The sequence below is a fragment of the Kitasatospora sp. NPDC058218 genome, assembly GCF_042882445.1.
GTDB lineage: Bacteria > Actinomycetota > Actinomycetes > Streptomycetales > Streptomycetaceae > Kitasatospora.
This window is the reverse complement of record NZ_JBHVWC010000104.1, coordinates 3,825-24,663: the sequence shown is the minus strand read 5'-3', so window position 1 is coordinate 24,663 and position 20,839 is coordinate 3,825. Positions and strand designations below refer to the sequence as shown.

17 protein-coding genes are annotated in these 20,839 nt (G+C 75.4%); 12 read left to right on the top strand and 5 right to left on the bottom strand.

All coding sequences use genetic code 11. The annotated features are described in order from the left end of the window. The first annotated feature begins 181 nt into the window (after positions 1 to 181). On the top strand, positions 182 to 805 hold the full coding sequence (locus ACFVYI_RS40380; RefSeq protein WP_387894803.1) for an antibiotic biosynthesis monooxygenase: 624 nt from the start codon (positions 182 to 184) through the stop codon (positions 803 to 805). On the opposite strand, the gene ACFVYI_RS40375 is transcribed toward ACFVYI_RS40380, so the two are convergent. The 3 genes from ACFVYI_RS40375 to ACFVYI_RS40365 all read right to left on the bottom strand — a co-directional run bounded on the left by ACFVYI_RS40375 (position 802) and on the right by ACFVYI_RS40365 (position 3,629). Then, a complete protein-coding gene (locus ACFVYI_RS40375) occupies positions 802 to 1,230 on the bottom strand; it encodes a hypothetical protein (RefSeq protein ID WP_387894802.1) in 429 nt (142 codons plus the stop codon). The genes ACFVYI_RS40380 and ACFVYI_RS40375 overlap by 4 nt on opposite strands. An 84-nt stretch (positions 1,231 to 1,314) precedes the next feature. Next, positions 1,315 to 1,809 (bottom strand): SRPBCC family protein, encoded by a 495-nt coding sequence (locus ACFVYI_RS40370; RefSeq protein ID WP_387894800.1) that lies wholly within the window; start codon positions 1,807 to 1,809, stop codon positions 1,315 to 1,317. 38 nt (positions 1,810 to 1,847) lie between these two features. Then, positions 1,848 to 3,629, bottom strand: coding sequence for a glycoside hydrolase family 15 protein (locus tag ACFVYI_RS40365; protein WP_387894799.1), 1,782 nt, complete (start codon positions 3,627 to 3,629; stop codon positions 1,848 to 1,850). A gap of 163 nt (positions 3,630 to 3,792) precedes the next feature. Here ACFVYI_RS40365 and ACFVYI_RS40360 point away from each other — a divergent pair, with 163 nt between their 5' ends. From ACFVYI_RS40360 to ACFVYI_RS40310, 11 genes are all read left to right on the top strand, one after another. Next, positions 3,793 to 4,599 carry an SAM-dependent methyltransferase gene (locus tag ACFVYI_RS40360; protein ID WP_387894797.1) on the top strand — a complete coding sequence of 269 codons (807 nt, stop codon included), beginning with the start codon at positions 3,793 to 3,795 and terminating at the stop codon, positions 4,597 to 4,599. Further along, positions 4,596 to 6,710 (top strand): putative bifunctional diguanylate cyclase/phosphodiesterase, encoded by a 2,115-nt coding sequence (locus tag ACFVYI_RS40355; protein ID WP_387894796.1) that lies wholly within the window; start codon positions 4,596 to 4,598, stop codon positions 6,708 to 6,710. Before ACFVYI_RS40360 ends, ACFVYI_RS40355 begins: the two co-directional genes overlap by 4 nt. Before the next feature lie 431 nt (positions 6,711 to 7,141). After that, complete coding sequence (locus ACFVYI_RS40350; RefSeq protein ID WP_387894795.1) at positions 7,142 to 8,014, top strand: glycosyltransferase family 2 protein; 873 nt, start codon at positions 7,142 to 7,144, stop codon at positions 8,012 to 8,014. Next, entirely contained in the window at positions 8,011 to 9,333 is a 1,323-nt protein-coding gene (locus tag ACFVYI_RS40345; protein WP_387894793.1) for a glycosyltransferase family 2 protein, read from the top strand. The genes ACFVYI_RS40350 and ACFVYI_RS40345 overlap by 4 nt, the downstream gene beginning before the upstream one ends. Further along, a complete protein-coding gene (locus ACFVYI_RS40340) occupies positions 9,330 to 10,646 on the top strand; it encodes a glycosyltransferase family 2 protein (protein WP_387894792.1) in 1,317 nt (438 codons plus the stop codon). The genes ACFVYI_RS40345 and ACFVYI_RS40340 overlap by 4 nt, the downstream gene beginning before the upstream one ends. Further along, on the top strand, positions 10,646 to 12,016 hold the full coding sequence (locus ACFVYI_RS40335) for a lipopolysaccharide biosynthesis protein (protein WP_387894790.1): 1,371 nt from the start codon (positions 10,646 to 10,648) through the stop codon (positions 12,014 to 12,016). Before ACFVYI_RS40340 ends, ACFVYI_RS40335 begins: the two co-directional genes overlap by 1 nt. After that, positions 12,016 to 13,029, top strand: coding sequence for a glycosyltransferase family 2 protein (locus tag ACFVYI_RS40330; protein ID WP_387894789.1), 1,014 nt, complete (start codon positions 12,016 to 12,018; stop codon positions 13,027 to 13,029). The genes ACFVYI_RS40335 and ACFVYI_RS40330 overlap by 1 nt, the downstream gene beginning before the upstream one ends. Continuing rightward, on the top strand, positions 13,026 to 13,838 hold the full coding sequence (locus tag ACFVYI_RS40325; RefSeq protein ID WP_387894788.1) for a polysaccharide deacetylase family protein: 813 nt from the start codon (positions 13,026 to 13,028) through the stop codon (positions 13,836 to 13,838). Before ACFVYI_RS40330 ends, ACFVYI_RS40325 begins: the two co-directional genes overlap by 4 nt. Beyond that, on the top strand, positions 13,831 to 15,870 hold the full coding sequence (locus ACFVYI_RS40320) for a glycosyltransferase (protein ID WP_387894786.1): 2,040 nt from the start codon (positions 13,831 to 13,833) through the stop codon (positions 15,868 to 15,870). The genes ACFVYI_RS40325 and ACFVYI_RS40320 overlap by 8 nt, the downstream gene beginning before the upstream one ends. Next, positions 15,870 to 17,198: a family 16 glycosylhydrolase gene (locus tag ACFVYI_RS40315; RefSeq protein WP_387894784.1), complete on the top strand. Its 1,329-nt coding sequence runs from the start codon at positions 15,870 to 15,872 to the stop codon at positions 17,196 to 17,198. The genes ACFVYI_RS40320 and ACFVYI_RS40315 overlap by 1 nt, the downstream gene beginning before the upstream one ends. Before the next feature lie 14 nt (positions 17,199 to 17,212). Further along, a complete protein-coding gene (locus ACFVYI_RS40310) occupies positions 17,213 to 18,535 on the top strand; it encodes an ATP-grasp domain-containing protein (RefSeq protein WP_387894782.1) in 1,323 nt (440 codons plus the stop codon). 65 nt (positions 18,536 to 18,600) lie between these two features. Here ACFVYI_RS40310 and ACFVYI_RS40305 read toward each other — a convergent pair whose 3' ends face one another. Both ACFVYI_RS40305 and ribA read right to left on the bottom strand, forming a co-directional pair. Continuing rightward, positions 18,601 to 19,821, bottom strand: coding sequence for an FAD-dependent oxidoreductase (locus ACFVYI_RS40305; protein ID WP_387894780.1), 1,221 nt, complete (start codon positions 19,819 to 19,821; stop codon positions 18,601 to 18,603). Between the two features lie 106 nt (positions 19,822 to 19,927). After that, positions 19,928 to 20,572 (bottom strand): GTP cyclohydrolase II, encoded by a 645-nt coding sequence (gene ribA / locus ACFVYI_RS40300; RefSeq protein ID WP_387894778.1) that lies wholly within the window; start codon positions 20,570 to 20,572, stop codon positions 19,928 to 19,930. Positions 20,573 to 20,839: the final 267 nt, after the last annotated feature.

The window sequence follows — 20,839 nt, the reverse complement described above, 5'->3', positions numbered from 1 at the left end:
CGGGGCCGCGGGCACCGCCGGCCGGGGCCCCGGCCGGCGGTGCCCGCGGCCCCGGCTCCCCCCGTCCGCGTCCCGAGGCGCGGTCGGCACGGGCGCGGACGCCCGGCGGGGTCGTACGCTGCGGGACGGCCGCGACCGGGGACGCGCGGGCACGCACGGGACACGGGGAAGGGCGGCACTCATGGGACTGCGCGAACGGACCGACACGGCGGCGCGGCCGGGCCCGGCGGCCGGGGGCGGGCCGGACGACGAGGTCACGCTGTTCGTCGCCCGGCGGGTCGAGCCCGGCCACGAGGAGGCGTTCGAGCGCTGGGCGAAGGGCATCCTCGCCGCGGCCGCCGGGCACGAGGGCAACCTCGGCACCGGACTGCTGCGCCCGGCCGGGCCGGACGACCCCTGGCACCTGCTGCTGCACTTCCGCGACGGCGCGGCGTTCCGCTCCTGGCAGGACTCACCGGCCCGGGCGGCCTGCTTCGCCGCGGCGGACGGGCACCACCACGAGGTGCACCGGCACGAGATCCTCGGCATGGAGGGCTGGTTCGCCACCACCAGGGCGGCGGCGAAGGGCCGCCCGCCGGTGCGCTGGAAGATGGCGGTCGCCTCCACGGTGGCGATCGCGCCGCTCACCGTCACCTCGGGCCTGCTGCTCACCCCGCACCTGGCGGGCCTGCCGGTGGCGGTCCGGGCCCTGGTCACCGCGCCGCTGATCAGCGCGCTGATGACCTACGCGGCCCTCCCGGTGGTGACGCGCCTGCTGCGCGGCTGGCTGTTCGGCCGGGCGGACCGGCCCGCGCGGACCGGTTAGAAGGTCTCCCAGTCGTTGTCGTCGGGGGTGTTGAGCGTGTTGACGCGCTCGCCCTCGGCGGTGTCGAAGGAGTCGCTGGCGATCTTGAACGAGCTGCCGTCGGGGCGGATGCCGTACAGCACGACCTGCTCGCTCGTCCCGCCCTTCAGGGACTGGCTGATGCACGTTCCCGGCCTGGCGGTCGCCGTCCGCAGGTTGCTGCGCTTGGGGAACACCGCGTAGGACGAGTAGCTGCCGCGCGAGCACAGGGTGAAGGCGGGGGCGAGCGTCGGATAGCTGGTGGCGGTCGCCCCGGCCCGCGGCACCGAGGTCTGCGAGGCCTGGGCGGCGGTGCCGCCGGTGAGGGTGGCGAGGCAGGCGGTGAGGGCCAGGCCGCCGGCGAGGGCCAGGCCCGCGTTCTGAGCGGTGCGCTTCGTCGTGCGCATGGGAACTCCCGAGGTTCACGGGGCGCCCGGTGCGCCCCGCCCCGTTCAACGGGCCGTCCGATCCCGCCGGTTCACCCGGGGCGATCACCCGGCCGGCCGGTTCGGGGAGTCGCCGCTGGTCACGGCCCGGTCGTGCGGGGCGGCGAGGTGGGCGGCCAGGCCCCGGCGGCCGCGGTACATCATCACCGCGTGGTTGGCGCGGAACACCGGGTGCAGGGGCAGGGCGAGGCGCCGGAGCAGGGGCCGGCCGGGGCGGGCGTCCTCCTCGAACCGGACGCGGGTGCCGGCGCCGTCCGCCTCGACCGTCCAGCGGGACCAGCCGACCAGATCGCCCCGCATCGCGACCTCCAGCACGCCGGCCGACGGGTCGCGCCGCACCGCGGCCAGCGCGATCACCAGCCGGTACGGCAGCAGCGCCCGCACCACCACCTCGCCGTCGTCCGGGCCGAACTGCCGCACCGAGCGGATCTCGGGCCACCAGAGCGGGTAGCCCGGGACGTCCTGCAGCGCGGCGTACACGGCGGCCGGCGGCGCGGCCAGCCGCCACCCGCCACGGAACCGGTAGTGGTTGAGGTCCACGGCCGCACTGTAGGGCCTGCCGCCCGGCCCCGGTGGCCTTACGGCGCTTCGGTCAGGGTGAAGGCGGTGTTGACCAGTGCGACGTGGGTGAACGCCTGCGGGGTGTTGCCGAGTTGGCGGCGGGCGCGCGGGTCCCACTGTTCGGAGAGCAGGCCGAGGTCGTTGGCGAGTCCGACCACCCGGGCGAACAGCTCGCGGGCCTCGGCCGGCCGGCCGGTGGCGGCGAGCGCGTCGGCGAGCCAGAACGAGCAGGCCAGGAAGGCGCCCTCGCCACCGGGTAGCCCGTCGGTGTGCCGGTGCGCCCGGTAGCGCAGGACGAGGCCGCCGTGGTCCAGGCCGTCCCGGACGGCGTCCACGGTGCGGATCACGCGCGGGTCGTCGGGCGGCAGGAAGCCGCTCTTGACGACGAACAGCGTGGCGGCGTCCAGCCCCTGCCCGCCGTAGTGCTGGACGAAGACGCCGCGCCGCCGGTCGTACCCGTTCACGCAGACGTCGGCGTGCACGGCGTCCCGCATCGCCCGCCAGCGGGCGACCGGCGCGGGCAGCCCGGTGGCCTCGGCCATGCGCACCGCGCGGTCGGCGGCGACCCAGGACATCACCTTGGAGTGGACGAAGTGGCGCCGCTCGCCGCGCACCTCCCAGAGGCCCTCGTCGGGATCGCGCCAGTGCGCCTCCAGGTACTCCATCAGGGTCCGCAGCAGGGTCCAGACGTGGCGCTCCATCGGCAGGCCGGCCAGCAGCGCCAGGTGCAGGGTGTCCACCACCTCGCCGTAGACGTCGAGTTGGAGCTGGTCGACGGCGGCGTTGCCGAACCGGACCGGCCGGGAGCCCTCGTAGCCGGGCAGCCAGTCGGCGGAGGTCTCGCCGAGGACGCGCTCACCGGCGACGCCGTAGACGGTCTGCAGGTCGCCCGGGTCGCCGGCGATGGCGCGCAGCAGCCACCGGCGCCAGGCGGCGGCCTCCTCGCGGAAGCCGCCGCGGAGCAGGGCGGAGAGGGTCATCGAGGAGTCGCGCAGCCAGCAGAAGCGGTAGTCCCAGTTGCGGGTGCCGCCGATCCGTTCGGGCAGCGAGGCGGTGGGCGCGGCGACGATCCCGCCGGTGGGCGCGTAGGCGAGCGCCTTGAGGGTGAGCAGCGAGCGCAGCACGGCCTCCCGCCACTCGCCGCGGTAGCGGCAGCCGGCCGCCCAGAGCCGCCAGTCGCGCAGGGTGGCGAGCAGGGCCTCCTCGGGGTCGGTGCGCGGGGAGGTGGGCAGGTGGGAGGGCTGCCAGGTGAGGACGAAGGGGACGCGGGTGCCGGCCGTGACGGTGAAGTCGGAGACGGTGACGCCGTCCACCCCGTAGGTGTGGACCTCGGGCGGCACCCTCAGCCAGGCGGAGTCGGGCCCGGCGACGGCGACCCGGTGCCGGCCGGTGCGGCGGACCCACGGCTCGATCCGGCCGTAGTTGAACCGCAGCCGCAGCTCGCCGCGGACCCGGACGCTGCCCTCGACGCCTTCGACGATTCGGATCAGCTGGGGGGAGCGCTGCCCGCCCCGGCCGCGCTGGGGCATGAAGTCGGTCACCCGTACGGTGCCCTCGGCGGTGCGCCACTCGCTCTCCAGGACCAGGCTGTCGTCCCGGTAGCGGCGGGTGGAGCACTGTGCGGCGCCGGCGGGGGCGAGCCGCCAGGCGCCGTGCTGCCGGTCGCCGAGCAGGCCGGCGAAGCAGCTGGGGGAGTCGAACCGGGGCAGGCAGAGCCAGTCGACCGACCCGTCCCGCCCGACCAGGGCGGCGGTCTGCAGGTCGCCGATCAGGGCGTAGTCCTCGATGCGTCCGGCCATCGGATCCATTCTCCGGCCGCGGTGCGCGGTCGGCAGGACGAGGCGATTCCGCTTGCACGCGTTCGGCGTGCAGAGGAGGATCTTTTGTGCTTGTAGTCTCATCAGAACCAGCTGTCCCTCCGGGCTGCTGGTTTACCGGAACCGGAGCGAAGGAGTCCCGAGGATGCGGCGACCGAACTGGGTACCGGAGGGCACGGACCTGGACAAACCGAACGCCGCGCGGGTCTACGACTACTACCTCGGCGGTTCGCACAACTTCGAGGTGGACCGTGAGATGGCCCGCCAGGCCATCGCGCTCTGGCCGGAGCTGCCCCAGATCATGCGCTCCAACCGGGCCTTCCTGCGCCGCGCGGTGCAGTTCGCCGCCGAGCAGGGCATCACCCGCTTCCTGGACATCGGCTCCGGCATCCCGACCTTCGGCACCGTGCACGAGATCGCCCGGGCGATCCGCCCCGAGGCCGAGGTGGTCTACGTCGACCGCGACCCGGTCGCCGTCGCGCACAGCCGGCTGCTGCTCGCCGACGACGAGGGCTGCTCCGTCGTCCAGGCCGATGTCCGCGACGTCGACGACCTGCTCGGCCGCCCCGAGGTGACCGCGCTGCTCGCGTCCGGCGAGCCGGTGGCCGTGCTGCTGGTCGCCGTCATGCACTTCGTCAGCGACTCCGAGGACCCGTGGAAGCTGCTCGCGGTGCTGCGCGAGGCACTCCCGCCGGGCAGTGCGCTGATCCTCTCGCACGCCTCCCTGGAGGGCCGCCCCGACCAGGCCGAGGACCACCAGAAGCTGTACCGGATGACGCCCACCCCGCTGACCATGCGCACCCGCGAGCAGATCACCGCGATGTTCGCCGGCTTCGAGCTGGTCGAGCCCGGCGTGGTCTACCTGCCCCAGTGGCGCCCCGACCAGCCCGAGGCGGTCGGCCGCAATCCCGAGCGGATGACCGGGATGGCGGGCGTGGGGTTCCGCCCGTGAACGAAGCGCCGGTACCGGGCACCGCCGAACGGTTCCACGAGGACTGGGCGCGGCTGCTCTCCGGCGACCACGGCACGGCGGTCCACCCCGGCCAGCTCGGCAGGCTGATCTCCCGGACCGCCGCGCTGCTCCACCGCGCCCAGCTGGGCGAGCCGTTCGAGCCGCGGCTGGCCGCCCAGGCCGGCTCCGAGCTCGTCGACGCGCACTTCACCGATCCGGTGGTGCTGGCCCGGGCCGTCGAGCTGCTCCAGGAGCAGCCCGCCGCCGACGACCGCGGGCCCGCGCTCTGCGGTGCCTTCGCGGCCGGCTGGGCGGCCGCCCTGCGCGAGCGGACCCTGCGCGAGCAGGAGGCCATCCGCACCGCCGCCGACGCCGCCCGCCGGGAGGCCGAGCGGGCGCTGCGCGCCTCCGAGGCCCGGTTCCGCGCACTGTTCGAGAGCGCGGCGATCGGCATCGGCATCGGCGACACCGAGGGCAACATCCTCGCCGTCAACAAGGCGCTCCAGGAGCTGTTCGGGGCCGCCCCGGAGGACATGCGGGGCCGGCGGGTCGGCGACCTCGTCCACCCCGAGGACACCCCCGGCGTCTGGGAGGCTTACGAGGAGCTGATCAGCGGCAAGCGGGACTACTTCCAGTTCGACAAGCCGTACTACCGGCACGACGGCGAGGTGGTCTGGACCCACCTCACGGTCTCGCTGATCCGCGACGACGACGGCCGCCCGCAGTACCAGGTGGCGATGCTGGAGGACATCACCGACCGCTACCGGCTCCAGGAGCGGCTGCGCCACCAGGCCACCCACGACCCGCTGACCGGACTGCCCAACCGGGCCGCGTTCTTCGAGCGCTTGGAGAAGCTCTTCGAGGAGCCGGACCCGGGCGCCCGGTTCGGCCTCTGCTACGTCGACCTCGACGGCTTCAAGGTGGTCAACGACAGCCTCGGCCACGACACCGGCGACCAGCTGCTGGCCGCCGTCGCCGCCCGGCTGAAGGCCGCCCTCACCCCGCTCGGCCACCTCGTCGCCCGCCTCGGCGGCGACGAGTTCGTCGTGCTGCTGGAGAACTGCCGGGGCGAGCAGGAGGCCGTCGCCGCCGCCAAGACCGTGCTGAAGGCGCTCGCCGGGCCCGTCCTGATCGGGGATCACAAGCTCGCCGTCGGCGCCAGCGTGGGCGTGCTGGAACGGCGGGTCTCGACCACCACGCCGGGGGCCGCCGTCCGCGCCGCCGACCTGACGCTGTACCGGGCCAAGGAGGCCGGTCGCGGCCGCTGGACGCTCTTCGACCCCAAGGAGAACGCCCGCGCGGTCAGCCGGTACGCGGTCTCGGTCCGGATGCCGGCCGCCCTCGACCGCGGCGAGTTCTTCATCGACTACCAGCCGCTGTACGCGCTGGCCGACGGCCGGCTCGCCGCCGTCGAGGCGCTGGTGCGCTGGCGCCACCCGCAGCTCGGCGTGCTGGGCCCGGACGAGTTCGTCACCACCGCCGAGGAGACCGGCCTGATCATGCCGCTGGGTCGCTGGGTGCTGGAGCAGGCCTGCGGTCAGGCGGCCGACTGGATCAAGCGGTTCGGCGACGACGCGCCGCAGCTGAACGTCAATCTGGCGGTCCGTCAGGCCCGCAGCGCCGCCCTGGTGACCGACCTCGGCCGGATCCTCGACTCCACCGGCCTGGACCCGGCCCGGCTCCAGCTGGAGATCACCGAGTCCACCGTGGTCGGTCCGGAGGACGAGGCGCTGCGCACCCTGCACGGGCTGGTCGACCAGGGCGTCTCGCTCGCCGTGGACGACTTCGGCACCGGCTGGTCCAACCTCGCCTACCTGCGCGACCTGCCGGTCTCCGGGCTGAAGATCGCCGGTTCCTTCGTCGGCGACCTGCACGACCCGACCAAGGACGCGGCCACCGGCTGGCGGATCGTCAGCGGGCTGGTGTCGATGGCGCACGCGCTGGGCCTGACCGTCACGGCCGAGGGCGTGGAGACCCGCCGGGACGCCGAGCGGCTGCGCGGGATCGGCTGCGACTGGGCGCAGGGCTGGCACTTCGGGCGGCCGGTGCGGCCGGCCGAGATCGCCCGCCGGATCGCCGAGGAGCCGGAGGGCCGGCCGGTCGGCGGCTGACCGGCGGCTGATCGGCGACCGATCGTGGCCCGCCGGTGACCCGGTGGTGGCCCCGGGCGGCCTGGCGGTGGCTTCCGGCCGGGCCCGGCGATGAAGGCTTGACCGGTCAAACATGGCAAAATCCGGACAAACTACTTGACGTGACGCCGGTCACCTGGGCACGATGAGGCCCTGGCACACCCCGTACTCCGGTACGGGAAGCACATTCGGCCAGTTCGCAGGACCGGCGCTTCGGCGCCCGAGAGCCGGCGGCGCACCCCTCACCCGGGTCGCCCCAGCCGCTCTCCACCGTTTCGGCAGCCCCTCCGGGGCTTCCTTCCCGGGGCCCAGCCCCCGCGCGCCGATGTCGCGCACCGGGCCCGCCCCGTCACACCAGGGGCCGCGCCGTGTTCCGGCGCCGCCCGTCGCCTCCTTCCGAGAGGCCGCCCCCGATGAGCACCACCCTGCCCCCCCACGTCGTTCCGTCCCCGGACCACGACGGCCGGCCGCAGCGCCGCGCCGAGGACCGGGCCGCCGCCCGACGGCCGATGCGTCGCGCCGAGGACCGGGCCGCGGCCCGGCGGCCGATGCGTCGCGCCGGGGACGGCGTCGCCAGCAGTCACAGCGTCACCCTGGTCGTCCCGGCCCAGAACGAGGCCCGCAACATCCCCTGGGTGTTCGAGCAGATCCCGCGCTGCGTCGACGAGGTCATCCTGGTCGACGGCTCCTCCGACGACGCCACCGTCCCGATGGCCCGGCACTGCCTGCCGACCGTCCGCAGCGTCCAGCAGAGCGGGCCCGGCAAGGGCAACGCGCTGCGCACCGGCTTCGCCGCCGCGAGTGGCGAGTACATCGTCATGATGGACGCCGACGGCTCCATGTGGCCCGGCGAGATCCCGCACTTCCTCCACTTCCTCGACCACGGCTTCGACTTCGTCAAGGGCTCCCGGTGCATCGCCGGCGGCGGCTCGCTGGATCTCACCAAGGTCCGCTCGTTCGGCAACCGCGCCCTGCTCGCCGTGGTCAACCGCCTGTACGACGCAGGCCTCACCGACCTGTGCTACGGCTACTGCGCCTTCCGCCGCTCCTTCCTGGACGCGCTCGACCTGCGCTCCTCCGGCTTCGAGATCGAGGCCGAGATGATCGCGCACGCGCTGCGCTCCGGACTGCGGATCGCCGAGGTGCCGAGCCTGGAACTCCCCCGCCGCAGCGGTCGATCCCACCTGCACGCCGTCTCCGACGGCCGTCGGGTGCTGAGGACCCTGATCACCGAGCGTCCCGGCGCCCGGTCCTCGGCGGCCGCCTCCGCGGAGGAGCGACGATGAATGGCTCCGACCGGCGCACCGCAGCTGCCTGCCCGCGCTCTGCCGCCCGCGACTCGCTCTACACCCCCGTCCGCGTCGTCGACCTTGACCTGGACGATCCGAGCGAGCTGCACTCGCCCGGTGGTCTCGGCGCCGTCGACCCGGTCGGCCGCGTGTTGGCGTTGGTGCGGCTGCACGGACACCCGCTCGGCTTGGTCACGGCCACCGGAACAGCAGGCGACAGTGCCGCGCTGCGCCGGGCGCTGGTCGACGCCGCTCACCGGGAACTCCCGGTTCCCGCCCTGTCCACCGCGACACCCGCGGCGCGTCCCGGTCGGGTCGGCCGCGCCCGGGTGCCCGCGGGCCCGGTCACGGTCAGCGTGGTGGTCTGCACCCGCAACCGGACCGAGCAACTGCGGAGCTGCCTCGACTCGTTGCTGCGGACCGGCTATCCGCACGTGGAGGTCCTGGTGGTCGACAACGCCCCGCAGAGCGACGCCACCGAACGCCTCGTCGCCACGCGGTACCGGGACCGCGTCCGGTACCTGCGCGAGCCGGTGCCGGGCCTGGCCCGGGCCCGCAACCGCGGCCTGTCCGCGGTCCACGGCGAGGTGGTGGCGTTCGCCGACGACGACCTGATCATCGACACCGGCTGGGTGGACGCGCTGGCCGGGGCGTTCCGCGCGGACGACCGGATCGGCTGCGTCACCGGGCTCGTGCTGCCCGCCGAGCTCGACACCCCGGCCCAGGCCGCCCTCGAACAGTACGGCGGCTACTCCCGCGGCTTCGCCGCCCGCGACTGGTCGCTGCGCGACCGCCCGGACGACCCGCTGATGCGGTTCTCGGTCGGCCGGTTCGGCTCCGGGGCGAACATGGCCTTCCGGACCGCGCTGCTGCGCGGCATCGGCGGCTTCGACCCGGCGACCGGGGCCGGCACGCCGGCCCGCGGCGGCGAGGAGCTGCTGGCCTTCTTCCAGATGCTCGACGCCGGGCACACCGTCGCCTACCAGCCGGACGCCATCGTCTGGCACCGCCACCCGCGCACCTGCGACGCGCTGACCCGGCAGGTCTTCAACTTCGGCGTCGGCTTCGGGGCCTACCTGACCGCCGTCGTCTCCCACCGGCCCGGCGTGCTCACCGCACTCGTGCGGCGCGTCCCCACCGGAATCCGCCGCTGGCAACGGGTGCGCCGCAACCGGGCCCGCTGCGGCCCGGCCGAGGGCGAGGCCGCCCTGCTGCGACTGGGGCGCCGCGAGTTCCGCGGGCTGCTGGTCGGGCCGTTCGGCTATCTGCTCAGCGTCTGGCGCCAGCGCGGCCTGCGGACCGGGGGTGCGTCATGAGCACCGTCCTGCGGGCGCCCGCCCAGGTGGTGGAACTCGATCTCGACCGGCCCGGTGGGCCGTGGCGGCCCGGCTTCACGGCCCCGGTCCGCCCGGAGGGGTCCGTCGTGGCCCTGGTCCGCCGGGCCGGCCGACCGCTCGGCCTGGTCTCGGTCGGCCCCGACGGTGCCGACCCCGACCGCGCCGACGGTGCGGACCTCTCCGACCCGGACTCCGCGCGGCTGCGCCGGCGGCTGGTCGAGGCGGCCGAACGCCACCTCGACGCCGGGCCGCCCGCCGTCACCCCGCCGCCCCCGACCGCCCCCGCGCCCCTGGTCAGCGTCATCGTCTGCACCCGGGGGCGGCCCACCCTGCTCGGCGACAGCCTGAGCGCGCTGCTGCGCACCGACTACCCGGCCACCGAGTTCCTGGTGGTCGACAACGCCCCCGAGGACGACACCACCGAACGGCTGGTCCGTACGCTGGCCCCCGGCCGGCTGCACTACCTGCGCGAGCCCGTTCCCGGCCTGGCCCGGGCCCGCAACCACGGGCTGTCCGCGGCCCGGGGCGAGTTCGTGGCCTTCACCGACGACGACGCGCTGGCCGATCCCGGCTGGGTGACCGCCCTCGCCGCGGCCTTCCGGGCCGACCCCCGGATCTCCTGCGTCACCGGGCTCGTGGTGCCCGCCGAACTCGACACCGAGGCCCAGGCGGCCTTCGAGCGGTACTGCGGTTTCGGCAAGGGCTTCGCCCCCCGGGACTGGTCGATGCGCGCGGCCGGCCACGACCCGCTCTTCCCGTTCGCCGCCGGCCGCTTCGGCACCGGCGCCAACATGGCCTTCCGGACCAGCGTGATCCGCGGCATCGGCGGCTTCGACCCGGCGACCGGCGCGGGCACGCCGACCCGCGGCGGCGAGGACCTGCTCGCCTTCCTGCGCGTCCTGGTCGCCGGGCACACCCTCGCGTACCGGCCGGAGGCCCTGATCTGGCACCGGCACCGGCGCACCATGGCGGAGCTGGAGGCCCAGATCCAGGGCTTCGGCACCGGCCTCGGCGCCTATCTGACCGCCGCCGTCTCCCAGCGCCCCGGCCTGCTGGCCGATCTGCTGCGCCGGCTCCCGGCCGGCGCCCGGTACGCCCTGCGCCGGGCCGGCGCCGGCCCGACCGGCGACGGCAACAGCAACAGCAACGGCGACGGCAACAGCAGCAGCAACGGCGACCCGGGGCTGGCCCGGCTCGGCCGACTCGAACTGCGCGGCCTGCTGAACGGCCCGTACAGCTACCTGGTCAGCCGTCGGCAGGACCGCCGGTTCCGGGCGGAGGACTGGTCGTGATGCAGTTGCTCACCACGCGCTCGACCACCCCCGCCAGGCCGTGCTCCTGCCCCCGCCCGCTGCCCTGCCAGTGCTCCTACCGGGCGCTGCTGCGGGCCCGGGCCAGGGCCGCCCGGGCCCGGCTGTCCGGTGAACCGCTGCTGCACAACGGCCACCTGCTGCTGGCGAGTTCGACGGTGGCGGCCGCACTCGGCGCGATCTTCTGGCTGTTCGCCACCCGCTGGTACAGCGCGGAGACGGTCGGCCTCAGCTACGCCGCGATCTCCGCCGCCGGACTGCTCTCCGCGCTCGGCCGCTTCAACCTCGGCGGCGTCCTGGTGCGCTTCCTCCCCCGCGCCGGGCAGCACACCCGGCGGCTGGTGGTCCGCTGCTACGTGGCGAGCATCGTCGCCAGCGCGCTCGCCGCGGTGCTGTTCCTGGCCCTGATCCCGTGGATCTCCCCGAGCCTGGGGTACCTGCGCGAGCCGGTGGTGGCGGTCTCCTTCGTCGTGGTCACGGCCGGCTACTCGCTCTTCGTCCTGCAGGACGGCGCGCTGACCGGCCTGCGGCGCGCCGGCTGGGTCCTCGGCGAGAACACGCTCTTCGCCCTGGCGAAGGCGGGCGCGCTGGTCGTCTGCGCCGTGCTCGCCGTCGGCACCGGCATCCTGGTCTCCTGGGCGGCCGCCCTGCTGCTCACCGTCCTGCTCACCAACGTCGTGCTGTTCCGCCGGGCGATCCCGGACCACCAGCGCGCGGCCGGCGCCGACACACCCAAGCTGCCGCGGGTGGCGCGCTACGCCGTCGCGGACTACCTGGGCAACATCTCCGGCATCGCCGCGTGCAGCGTCGTACCGCTCATGGTGCTGGCCGTGCTCGGCGCGGAGCAGAACGCCTACTACTCGCTCGCCTGGGTGATCGCCGACAGCCTCTACATGGCCGCCTACAGCATGGGCAGCTCGCTGGTGGTCGAGGCCGCCCGGGCGCCGGAGCGGCTCGCCGAGCACGCCCGCCGCATGCTGTGGCACACCGGTCTGCTCGTCCTCGCGGCGGTCGTCGTGATCGTGGCCTTCGCCCCCTGGCTGCTGCGCCTGTTCGGGCCCGGATACGCCGAGCACGGCACCACGGTGCTGCGGCTGATGGCGCTCTCCGCGCTGCCCACCGTCGTCCTGAGCCTGGCCACCGACGTCGCCCGGGTGCGCCGCGCCCTGGGCTGGATGATCGGGCTGCAACTCGTCTACGCCGTCCTGGTGATCGCCCTGGTCGCCGGACTGCTGCCCGTGCTCGGCCTCGCCGGGGTCGGGCTGGCCTGGCTGCTCGCCGCGACGGCACTCGCCCTTCCGCTGCTGGTCGCCCTGCCGCGCTGGCTGCCGTCGTCCGATCGGAGATCGTGATGAACACCGTGCCGAAGTCCGCGCCGGGTACCGCACCGGGCCCCGCGCCCACCCTGTCCGTCGTCGTCTGCAGCTACACCCTCGACCGCTGGGACGACCTGTGCGCCGCCCTCGACTCGATCCGCGCCCAGCGGCGCCCGCCCGACGAGACCGTCGTCGTGGTCGACCACTGCCCCGCCCTGACGGCCCGGCTGGCCGACCGCCCCGGCCTGCGGCTGGTCGAGAGCCCCGAGCGGCCGGGCGTCTCGGGCGCCCGCAACACCGGGGTGACGCTCGCCCGCGGGGAGGTGGTCGCCTTCCTGGACGACGACGCGGTGGCCGAACCCGACTGGACGCAACGGCTGCTGGCCGGCTACCGCGACCCGCGGGTGCTCGGCGTCGGTGGCCGGGTCGACTCCTGGTGGGAGACCGGCCGGCCCGGCTGGTTCCCGCCCGAGTACGACTGGGTGGTCGGCTGCTCGTACCCCGGCGCCCCGGAGACCACCGGCGCGGTGCGCAACTTCATCGGCGCCAACATGTCCTTCCGCCGGGCCGCGGTGGTCGCCGCCGGAGGCTTCCGCAGCGACCTCGGCCGGATCGGCACCAGCCCGTTCGGCTGCGAGGAGACCGAACTCTGCCTGCGGCTCACCGCCGGGCACCCCGGCAGCGAACTGCGCTACGAGCCCGCCGCCGTCGTCCGCCAACACGTCCCGCGGGCCCGCACCACCTGGCGCTACTTCAGCTCCCGCTGTTACGCCGAGGGCCGCTCCAAGGCCGTGGTCGCCCGGTACGCGGGCACCCGGTCCGCACTCTCCAGCGAGCGCCGCTACGTGCGCCGCACGCTGCCCGCCGCGGTGCTCCGCGCGCTGGGCCGGCGCCGGGTGCGGGCGGCCGGGGCCCTGGGCGCCGGCGCCTGCCTGGCGGCGGCCGGGTACGCCACCGGCCGGCTCGCCCGGGCCGACGCCGCGGTCACCACCACGGCCCCGGCCGTCGAGCCGGGCGTCGCGGCGGTCCCCACGAGGAGCAGGCCATGAGAGAGGTACCGGTGTTCCTGTACCACTCGGTGTCGGACGACCCACCGCCGTGGATCGCGCCGTACACCGTGACCCCCGCGACCTTCCGCCGCCAGATCGACCGGATCGTCGACAGCGGCCGGCCCGTGGTGCCACTGCGCCGGCTGGTGGCCGCGATCCTCGGCGGCCCCCCGCTGCCGCCCCGCGCCGCCGTCCTCACCTTCGACGACGGGTTCGCCGACTTCTACTGGACGGTGGCCCCGCTGCTCGCCGAGCGCGGCCTGCCGGCCACCCTGTACGTCACCGTCGGCGCCGTCCACCCGCCGGGCGGGCCGCCCACCGGCAGTCTCTTCCCCCCGGCGGACATGCTGAACTGGCGGCAGATCGGCAACCTGGACACGATGGGCGTCGAGATCGGCGGCCACTCCGTCACCCACGCCCAGCTGGACACCGTCTACGGGCAGCGCTGCACCGACGAGATCGTCGAGTGCAAGCGGCGCCTGGAGGACGCCCTCGGCCACGAGGTCGTGGCGTTCGCCTACCCGCACGGGTACTCCAGCCCGGCCGTCCGGCGCAAGGTCCGCGAGGCGGGCTGGACGTCCGCCACCGCCGTCGAGAACAAGTTCAGCTCCGCGTCCGACTCCGTGCTGCGGATCTGCCGGCTGATGGTCCGCAGCGACACCCCCGACCACGTCTTCGAGGACTGGATCGCCGGCCGGGGAGCCCGGATCGGGCCCGTCCCGGAGAGCCTCTACACGCGGCTCTGGCGCAACTACCGCCGACTGCGCACCGCGGTCGGCAGTCCGGTCGGAAGGCCCTCCAATGGTTGACCAACTCGCCCGGACCCAACCCGCCAGGGGCGGACGCCCCCCGGCCTCCGGCGGACGGCGCCCCGGCGCACTGCCGCGGTCGCTGCGCGACGGCTGGCGGGCGGCCGGACCGCTCGGCGTGTTCGCCCGCGTGGCGCTGCCCGCGGCGCTGGCCCTGTGGCTGCTCGCGCTGCCCCGGGTACGGATCGGCGGCATGGGCGACCTCGGCCTGATCCAGGTCCTGCCGGTGCTGTACTGGACCGGCCTGGCCCTGCTGGTGGTCGGCTTCGTCGCCGTCCTGCGCGACCGGCGGATCCGCCAGCGCTGGGCGGCCGGCTACGTCCTCGCCCTGATCGCCTTCATCCACGCCACACCCACCCTGCTCTACCCGGAGCTGCGCTACGCCTGGGCCTGGAAGCACGTGATGGTCGTGGACGCCATGCTGCGCCACGACGGCTCGGTGCCCAACGCCGGCGAGCTGGACATCTACAACCAGTGGCCCGGCTTCTTCCAGCTCAACGTGCTGCTGCTGCGCGCCACCGGCCTGCACTCCGCACTCGGTTACGCCGTCTGGTGCCCGGTGCTCGCCAACGTCCTGCTGCTCGGCCCGCTGCTGCTGATCTTCCGTACCGTCACCCAGGACCGGCGGCTGGTCTGGGGCGGCATCTGGATCTACTACAGCGCCTCCTGGATCGGCCAGGACTACTTCTCCCCGCAGGCCTTCTCGTACCTGCTGTTCCTCGCGGTGATCGCCCTGGTGCTCCGCCGGCTGGCGGCCACCCGTGTGGCGCAGGCCCCGCCAGGCGCCGCCGCCCCGGCCGCCGACGCCCCGCCCGGTGCGGAGGCCGCGGGCGCCGTGCGGGCCGGGCCGGGCCGCGGCGCCCGGGCGATGACCTGGGTGGCCGACATACCGCCCCGGGGTGGCTGGCGGCCGCTGCCGTTCGTCCTGGTGCTGGTCCTGACGGCGGCCATCGTCTGCTCGCACCAGCTCACCCCGCTGATGCTGATCAGCGCCCTGCTCATGCTCGCCCTCCCGCGCCGCAACCGCCGGGTGGTCCTGCCCGCCCTCGTCGGCGCCGTCGGCATCACCTTCGCCTGGGACGCCACGGTCGCGCGGCCCTACCTGGCCAAGAACATCGGCAACCTGGTCGCCGCACTGGCCTCGCCCGACAACAACGCCCTGCCCGGCCTGCAGCGGCTCGCCCAGCCCGCCCCCGGGCAGGTCTTCGCCTCCTGGGTCGACCGCGGTCTGACCGGCGCCGTCCTGGTGCTGGCGGTGACGGCCGTGGTGCGCCACCGCTGGGTGCGCCGCACCACTCTGCCGCTGCTCCTGATCGCGCCCGTCCCGCTGCTGCTCGCCAACAGCTACGGCGGTGAGATGGTCTTCCGCGCCTACCTGTTCGCGCTGCCCGCCGCGGCCCTGCTCGCCGCCACCGTGCTGATCCCGGCCTCGCGCGCTCCCGGGCCCGCCCACGACCCCGAACGCCCGGGCGCCCCCGCGGCCGCCGGGGCGAGGGGCCCGCGCCGGGCGCTGCCCGCGCTGCGCTGGGGGCTGACCACGGTGGCGCTGTTCGGCCTGCTCGGCGGCCTGGTCTTCGGCTACTACAGCAAGGAGGCCATGAACAACTTCAGCCCCGGCGAGGTCGCCGCCCTGCGCTACGTCGCGCACACCGCCCCACCGGGCTCGCGGATCGTCTCGGTCACCGCCGACCTGCCCGGCTCCGAGGAGCGCTACGACGAGCTCAGCCGGACGGCGCTCTCCCTGGGCACGCCCGCGGACCGCCGGGACCTGGTCGCCGACCCCGCCTCCGCCGTCGAGGCCGCACTCGGGGACCCGACCGTCACCGGCCCCTCCTTCCTGGTGCTGACCAAGGCGCAGGCCGCCGAGTGCAAGCTCACCGGAATCCTGCCCGCCGACACCGTCGACCGGGTCCGGGACGCCGCCTCGGCCTCCTCCACGCTGCGCGCGGTGTTCACCGACGGTGACGCCACCGTCTACCGGCACTCCGCCCCGGTCGCCGTCGAGAGCCCGTTCGCCGAGAGTGGGCAGTGATGAGGCTTCCTCCCCGTACCGTCGCCCGCCTGGCGCTCGCCCTGCTCGGCTGGATCGCGCTGGCGTCCACCGTGCTGCCCCCCGGCAATCCGCTGCGCATCGCCCTGACCGGCGGCTTCCTGGTGCTGGGCCCGGGAGCGGCGGCCCTGCTGGCCCGGCCGACGATCGCCCGCACGGCCGGCGGGCCCGACCGGCTCGCCGCCGCCTCGCTCGCGGTGGCGCTGAGCACCGCGCTCGCCGCGCTGACCGCCGTCGCACTGCTGGCGTACGACGTGTTCTCGGTGGAGCGCGCGCTCGCCGCGCTGGCCGCCGTCACCACGCTGCTCGCGCTGGTGCCGCACGGCACCCGGCCGGGCCGGGGCGGCCGTCCGCCCGGCGGGGCACCACCCGTGCGGACGGCGGGCCCGGCGCAGGACGCGGCGCCGCGGCGCGGACCGTGGAGACCGGGCCGCGCCCGGCGGGTCGCCGGCGCCCTGGCGGCGGCCACCCTGCTGGCGCTGGGCGCGGCCTGCTCCGGCACTCCCGGGACACCCGGCGCCGCCGGGTCGAACGCGGCGGCGGGCGCCCGGTTACCGGCGGCGGCCGCCGCGAACCGGCCTCCGGCGGCCGGCTCGTGGCGTCTGGTGTTCCACGACGAGTTCACCGGATCCACCCTCGACCCGGCGAAGTGGACCACCTGCTACGACTGGAACGACGGCGGCTGCACCAACGCCGGCAACGGCGAGGACCAGTGGTACCAGCCGGGCCAGGTCAAGGCCGGCGGCGGCCGGCTCACCCTCACCGCCCAGCCCCGGACGGTGACGGGCAGCGACGGCCGCACCTACCCGTGGGTCTCCGGCATGGTGAGCACCGGCCGCGACTCGTGGAACGCCCAGCCGCGCCACACCTTCACCTACGGCTACTTCGCGGCCTCGATCAAGGTCCCGGCGAACCCGCACGGCTTCTTCCCCGCCTTCTGGCTGATCCCGGCCGCGACCCGGGGCACCCCGCCCGAGGTGGACATCGCCGAGTTCCCGAACACCGACCAGTACGTCCACATGAACCTGCACTGGCGCGGCCCGGACGGCTCGGACCAGCACGTAGGCCAGAACTGGGGCCCCGCCGACTTCTCCTCCGACTTCCACGTCTTCGGCGTCGACTGGGAGCCGTCCACGGTCACCTGGTACGTCGACGGCAAGGCCTGGTTCCAGGTCACTGACCCCTCCCGGATCCCGAACGTCGCCATGGAGGTCGTGCTCAACCTCGCCGTCGGGTACCTGGAGTCGCCGCCCGTCGGGACGGACTCGGCGGCCCTGCAGGCGCAGTGGGTCCAGGTGTGGCAGCACTGAGAGGTGGGAGCGCCATGACACGGAACCCGCTGCGCGCGGACCGCACCGTCCCCGCACTCCTGGTGAAGATCGGCTGCTACCCGCAGTCGCACAGCGCCCTCGGCGCGGTGCGCACGCTGGGCCGGCTCGGTGTCCCGGTCTACGCGATGGTCGAGGACCGGCTGACACCCACCGCCCTCTCCCGCTACCTGACCGGGGCGCTGGTCGGGCCGAGCACCGGCCGGGAGCCGCCCGCCGAGCTGGCCGCCGCCCTGCGGGAGGCGGCCCGCGAGGTACGGCGGCGGACCGGACGGCGGGCCGTGGCGGTGGCCACCGACGACGAGGCCGCCGTGCTGCTCGCCGAGTACGCGCAGGAGCTCGCCGAGGACCTGCTGCTGCCGCCGGTGCCGCCCGACCTGCCCCGGCGGCTCGCCGACAAGGGCGGCCTGTACGACATCTGCCGCGCCACCGACACCCCCACCCCGGGCGCCTGCGCGCCCACCGACCGTGAGGAACTGCTGGCCGCCGCACGCCGGTTCGGCTATCCGCTGGTGCTGAAGAACCTCGCCTCCTTCACCCGGCTGCAGCGCCCGGTGGTGGGCCACACCACCGTCGTGCGGACCGAGGCGGAGCTGCTGGCCCGCTGCCCGCCGGCCGGGCCGTCCGGCCGCGCGTCCGACGGTTCGTCCGACGGCTCCTCCGGCGACTTCCCCGGCGGCCCGCCGCTCGGGGTGCTCGCCCAGGAGTACCTGCCCGCCGAGCAGGCACAGGACTGGATCACCCACCTGACCTGCGGCCCGGGCGGCGAGCCGCTCGCCGTCTTCACCGGCGCCAAGCTGCGCTCCTGGCCCCCCGGCGCGGGCGTCACCACCCGGGCCCGGGCCGTCGCCAACCCCGAGCTGGCCGAGCTGGCCGAGCGGCTCTGCCGGCGGATCGGCTACTGCGGGATCGCCGATCTCGACTGGCGGCTCGACCTGCGCGACGGCCGGTACAAGCTGGTCGACTTCAACCCGCGGACGGGTGCGCAGTTCCGCCTCTTCGAGACCTCCGGCGGCGTCGACGTGGTGCGGGCGCTGCACCTCTCGCTCACCGGGCGCCCGGTGCCGCGCGGACCGCAGCTGCGGCGCAGCTACGGCCTCGGCCAGCTCGACCTGCTCTCCGCCGCCTCCGCCGCCCGGCAGGAGCGCCGAGCGCCCGCCGACCTGTGGCCGCGCCGGGGCACCGAGCGGGCCTGGCTCTGCCGGGACGATCCGTTGCCCGCCCTGGCCGAGGCCGCCAGATTCGGCAGCCGGGCCGCCCGGTACGCCGCCCGCCGGATCACGGGCGCGGCCGGCGCCGGGGGAGCGGCGCGCGGCTGAGGGGCCCCGGATGGGTGGGCCCGGGCGGGCCTCGGAGGGGGCCGGGTGGCTGGGGCCCGGGCGGGTCAGTCGCGCGCGCCGTCGGTGAGCGCGGTCGAGATCCGGCGGGCCGCGAAGTCCGTGCCGCAGACGAAGCGCAGCAGCGGACCGAAGGAGTTCGCCGCGGACAATCCGGTGAAGTACAGCCCCGGGACGGAGGATTCGAAGGCGCCGGACAGCCGCGGTGCCCCGTCCGGGGTGCGCCGCACCGCCCGCCGCAGGCCCTCGTCGAGCACGCCGAGGCGTTCGACGTCCACCCGGTAGCCGGTGGCCGCCAGCACGTGGTCGGCCTCCAGTTCGTCGGTCCGTCCGGGCAGTCGCAGTCGCAGCCGGACCGTGCCCGCCCGCTCCCGCGCGGACTCCACCGAGCACCCGGTGAGCAGCGGCACCGCGCCGTCCTCGACCCGCTCCCGCAGCCACCAGGCACCGGCCGGGCCGAGTACCGTCCGCACCCGGCGGGCCCGGGCGTCGTCGGGCAGGTGGCGGAACGCCCAGGGAGCCCGGCAGTAGCCGAGCAGGTGCCAGCCGGGGCCGAGTTCGGAGCCCGGGTACCGGGCCCGGACGGGCGCGGGGCGCTCGCCCGGCAGGTCCGTCTCGGGCGTGTCCCCGAACCGCAGCCGGGCGGTCCGCGCCAGCAGCGTGGGCCGCGCCCCGGCCTCGGCCAGCAGGGCGGCGCTCTCCAGCGCCGACTGTCCGGCGCCGATCACCGCGACCCGGCGGCCGGCGAAGCGGCCCAGGTCCGGATGGTCCGAGGTGTGCGAGGCGAGGCCCGCCTGCCGGACGGCGGTCAGCACGGCGGGGGCGTGGGCGAAGGCCCGCAGCCCGGTGGCGAGCACCACGGCCCGGCCGAGGACCTCCTCCCCGGTGTCCAGCCGCAGCCGGAAGACGCCGTGGTCGTACTCGATGCCGAGCACCGAGCAGCGCTCGACCTCGGGCACGCGGGCCTGCTGGAACCAGGCGCCGTACGCGATGAACTCCGCGATCGGCACGGGGTAGCGGTCGCCGACCGGTGGCAGGCCCCGGGCCGCCCGGTAGTCGGCCAGCCGGTGTCCGGCGGTGGGCGCGGAGATGTTCGAGGCGCGCGGGGTGGACTTGAGGAACATCCCCGCCGGCATGTGGTCGCGCCACCCCGCCATCGGCTCCCCGAACACCCGCAGGGCCGCACCCCGCGCCGCCAGGTGGGCGGCCGCCGCGAGCCCGTACGGTCCGGCCCCTACCACCACGACCGGTCGTTGGTGCGTCGGCATGGACGCCTCCTGGAGCGCTGGGACGTCCTTCCAGGATGCCCTCGCGGCAGGCCGTAGGCATCAGGTGTGTGGACGAACGGGTTGGTCCCGCGGCGGCCCGGCCGGCTCAGCCGACCAGGCGGGACAGCTCGATCGAGTGGCCGGTCCGCTCCACCTTGGCCCGCAGGTAGCGGATGTTGCTGGCGGACAGGTGCACGCCCGTCGGTACCCGGCGCTCGACGGTGATGCCCAGGCCGGCCAGCTGGGCCGCCTTGTCCGGGTTGTTGCTCAGCAGGTCGATGCCGGTGGCGCCGAGCGCCGTCAGCATCTGGGCGGCGGCGGTGTAGTCGCGCCCGTCCTCGGGCAGGCCGAGCGCGGTGTTGGCGTCATAGGTGTCGAGCCCGGAGTCCTGCAGGGCGTAGGCGTCCAGCTTGTTGTACAGCCCGATGCCCCGGCCCTCCTGCCGCAGGTAGAGGAGGTAGCCGCCGGCCTCGGCGATCCGCTCCACCGACTCGCGCAGCTGCGGCCCGCAGTCGCACCGGTCCGAGCCGAAGACGTCACCGGTCAGGCACTCCGAGTGCAGCCGCACCAGCGGCGTCCCGCCCTCCGGCGCGCTGCCGAAGGCGAGCGCCAGGTGCTCGGCGCCGTCGGCCAGGCCGTGGAAGGTGAAGACCTCGGCCTCCGCGCGGTAGCCGTCCGGGAAGGTCAGCGGGATGCGCACCCGGGAGCGCACCGTGGCGGTGCCGGGCTGCGTCGGAGCGGGCTGCGGCATGGGCGGGGCCTCCGTATACCGGGGTGATGGTCGGGTCCCGACGGTACTCGGTAGTTCCAATTTGAACAACTGCTGTCCGAGCTGCCCCGTCAGGACACGCGCGGTGACGACGCAGGCTCGCAACACCTCGTGGGGCGCCGCTGTTCCCGCCGGTCACAGCAGAGGGGGGGGGGGGGGCCGGCGGGCGCCCCCCCCCACCCGCGCGGGGTAGGTGGGGGCGGGGATTGGGGGGGCGGGGGGGGTGGCGGGCGGGGGCGGCGAGAGGGG

Coding starts and splice junctions, on each gene's coding strand:
- ACFVYI_RS40360 (WP_387894797.1), top strand. CDS start 3,793: ATGCGGCGACCGAACTGGGTACCGGAGGGCACGGACCTGGACAAACCG.
- ACFVYI_RS40330 (WP_387894789.1), top strand. CDS start 12,016: ATGAACACCGTGCCGAAGTCCGCGCCGGGTACCGCACCGGGCCCCGCG.
- ACFVYI_RS40365 (WP_387894799.1), bottom strand. CDS start 3,629: ATGGCCGGACGCATCGAGGACTACGCCCTGATCGGCGACCTGCAGACC.
- ACFVYI_RS40305 (WP_387894780.1), bottom strand. CDS start 19,821: ATGCCGACGCACCAACGACCGGTCGTGGTGGTAGGGGCCGGACCGTAC.
- ACFVYI_RS40375 (WP_387894802.1), bottom strand. CDS start 1,230: ATGCGCACGACGAAGCGCACCGCTCAGAACGCGGGCCTGGCCCTCGCC.
- ACFVYI_RS40310 (WP_387894782.1), top strand. CDS start 17,213: ATGACACGGAACCCGCTGCGCGCGGACCGCACCGTCCCCGCACTCCTG.
- ACFVYI_RS40340 (WP_387894792.1), top strand. CDS start 9,330: ATGAGCACCGTCCTGCGGGCGCCCGCCCAGGTGGTGGAACTCGATCTC.
- ribA (WP_387894778.1), bottom strand. CDS start 20,572: ATGCCGCAGCCCGCTCCGACGCAGCCCGGCACCGCCACGGTGCGCTCC.
- ACFVYI_RS40325 (WP_387894788.1), top strand. CDS start 13,026: ATGAGAGAGGTACCGGTGTTCCTGTACCACTCGGTGTCGGACGACCCA.
- ACFVYI_RS40350 (WP_387894795.1), top strand. CDS start 7,142: ATGAGCACCACCCTGCCCCCCCACGTCGTTCCGTCCCCGGACCACGAC.
- ACFVYI_RS40315 (WP_387894784.1), top strand. CDS start 15,870: ATGAGGCTTCCTCCCCGTACCGTCGCCCGCCTGGCGCTCGCCCTGCTC.
- ACFVYI_RS40320 (WP_387894786.1), top strand. CDS start 13,831: ATGGTTGACCAACTCGCCCGGACCCAACCCGCCAGGGGCGGACGCCCC.
- ACFVYI_RS40335 (WP_387894790.1), top strand. CDS start 10,646: ATGCAGTTGCTCACCACGCGCTCGACCACCCCCGCCAGGCCGTGCTCC.
- ACFVYI_RS40345 (WP_387894793.1), top strand. CDS start 8,011: ATGAATGGCTCCGACCGGCGCACCGCAGCTGCCTGCCCGCGCTCTGCC.
- ACFVYI_RS40380 (WP_387894803.1), top strand. CDS start 182: ATGGGACTGCGCGAACGGACCGACACGGCGGCGCGGCCGGGCCCGGCG.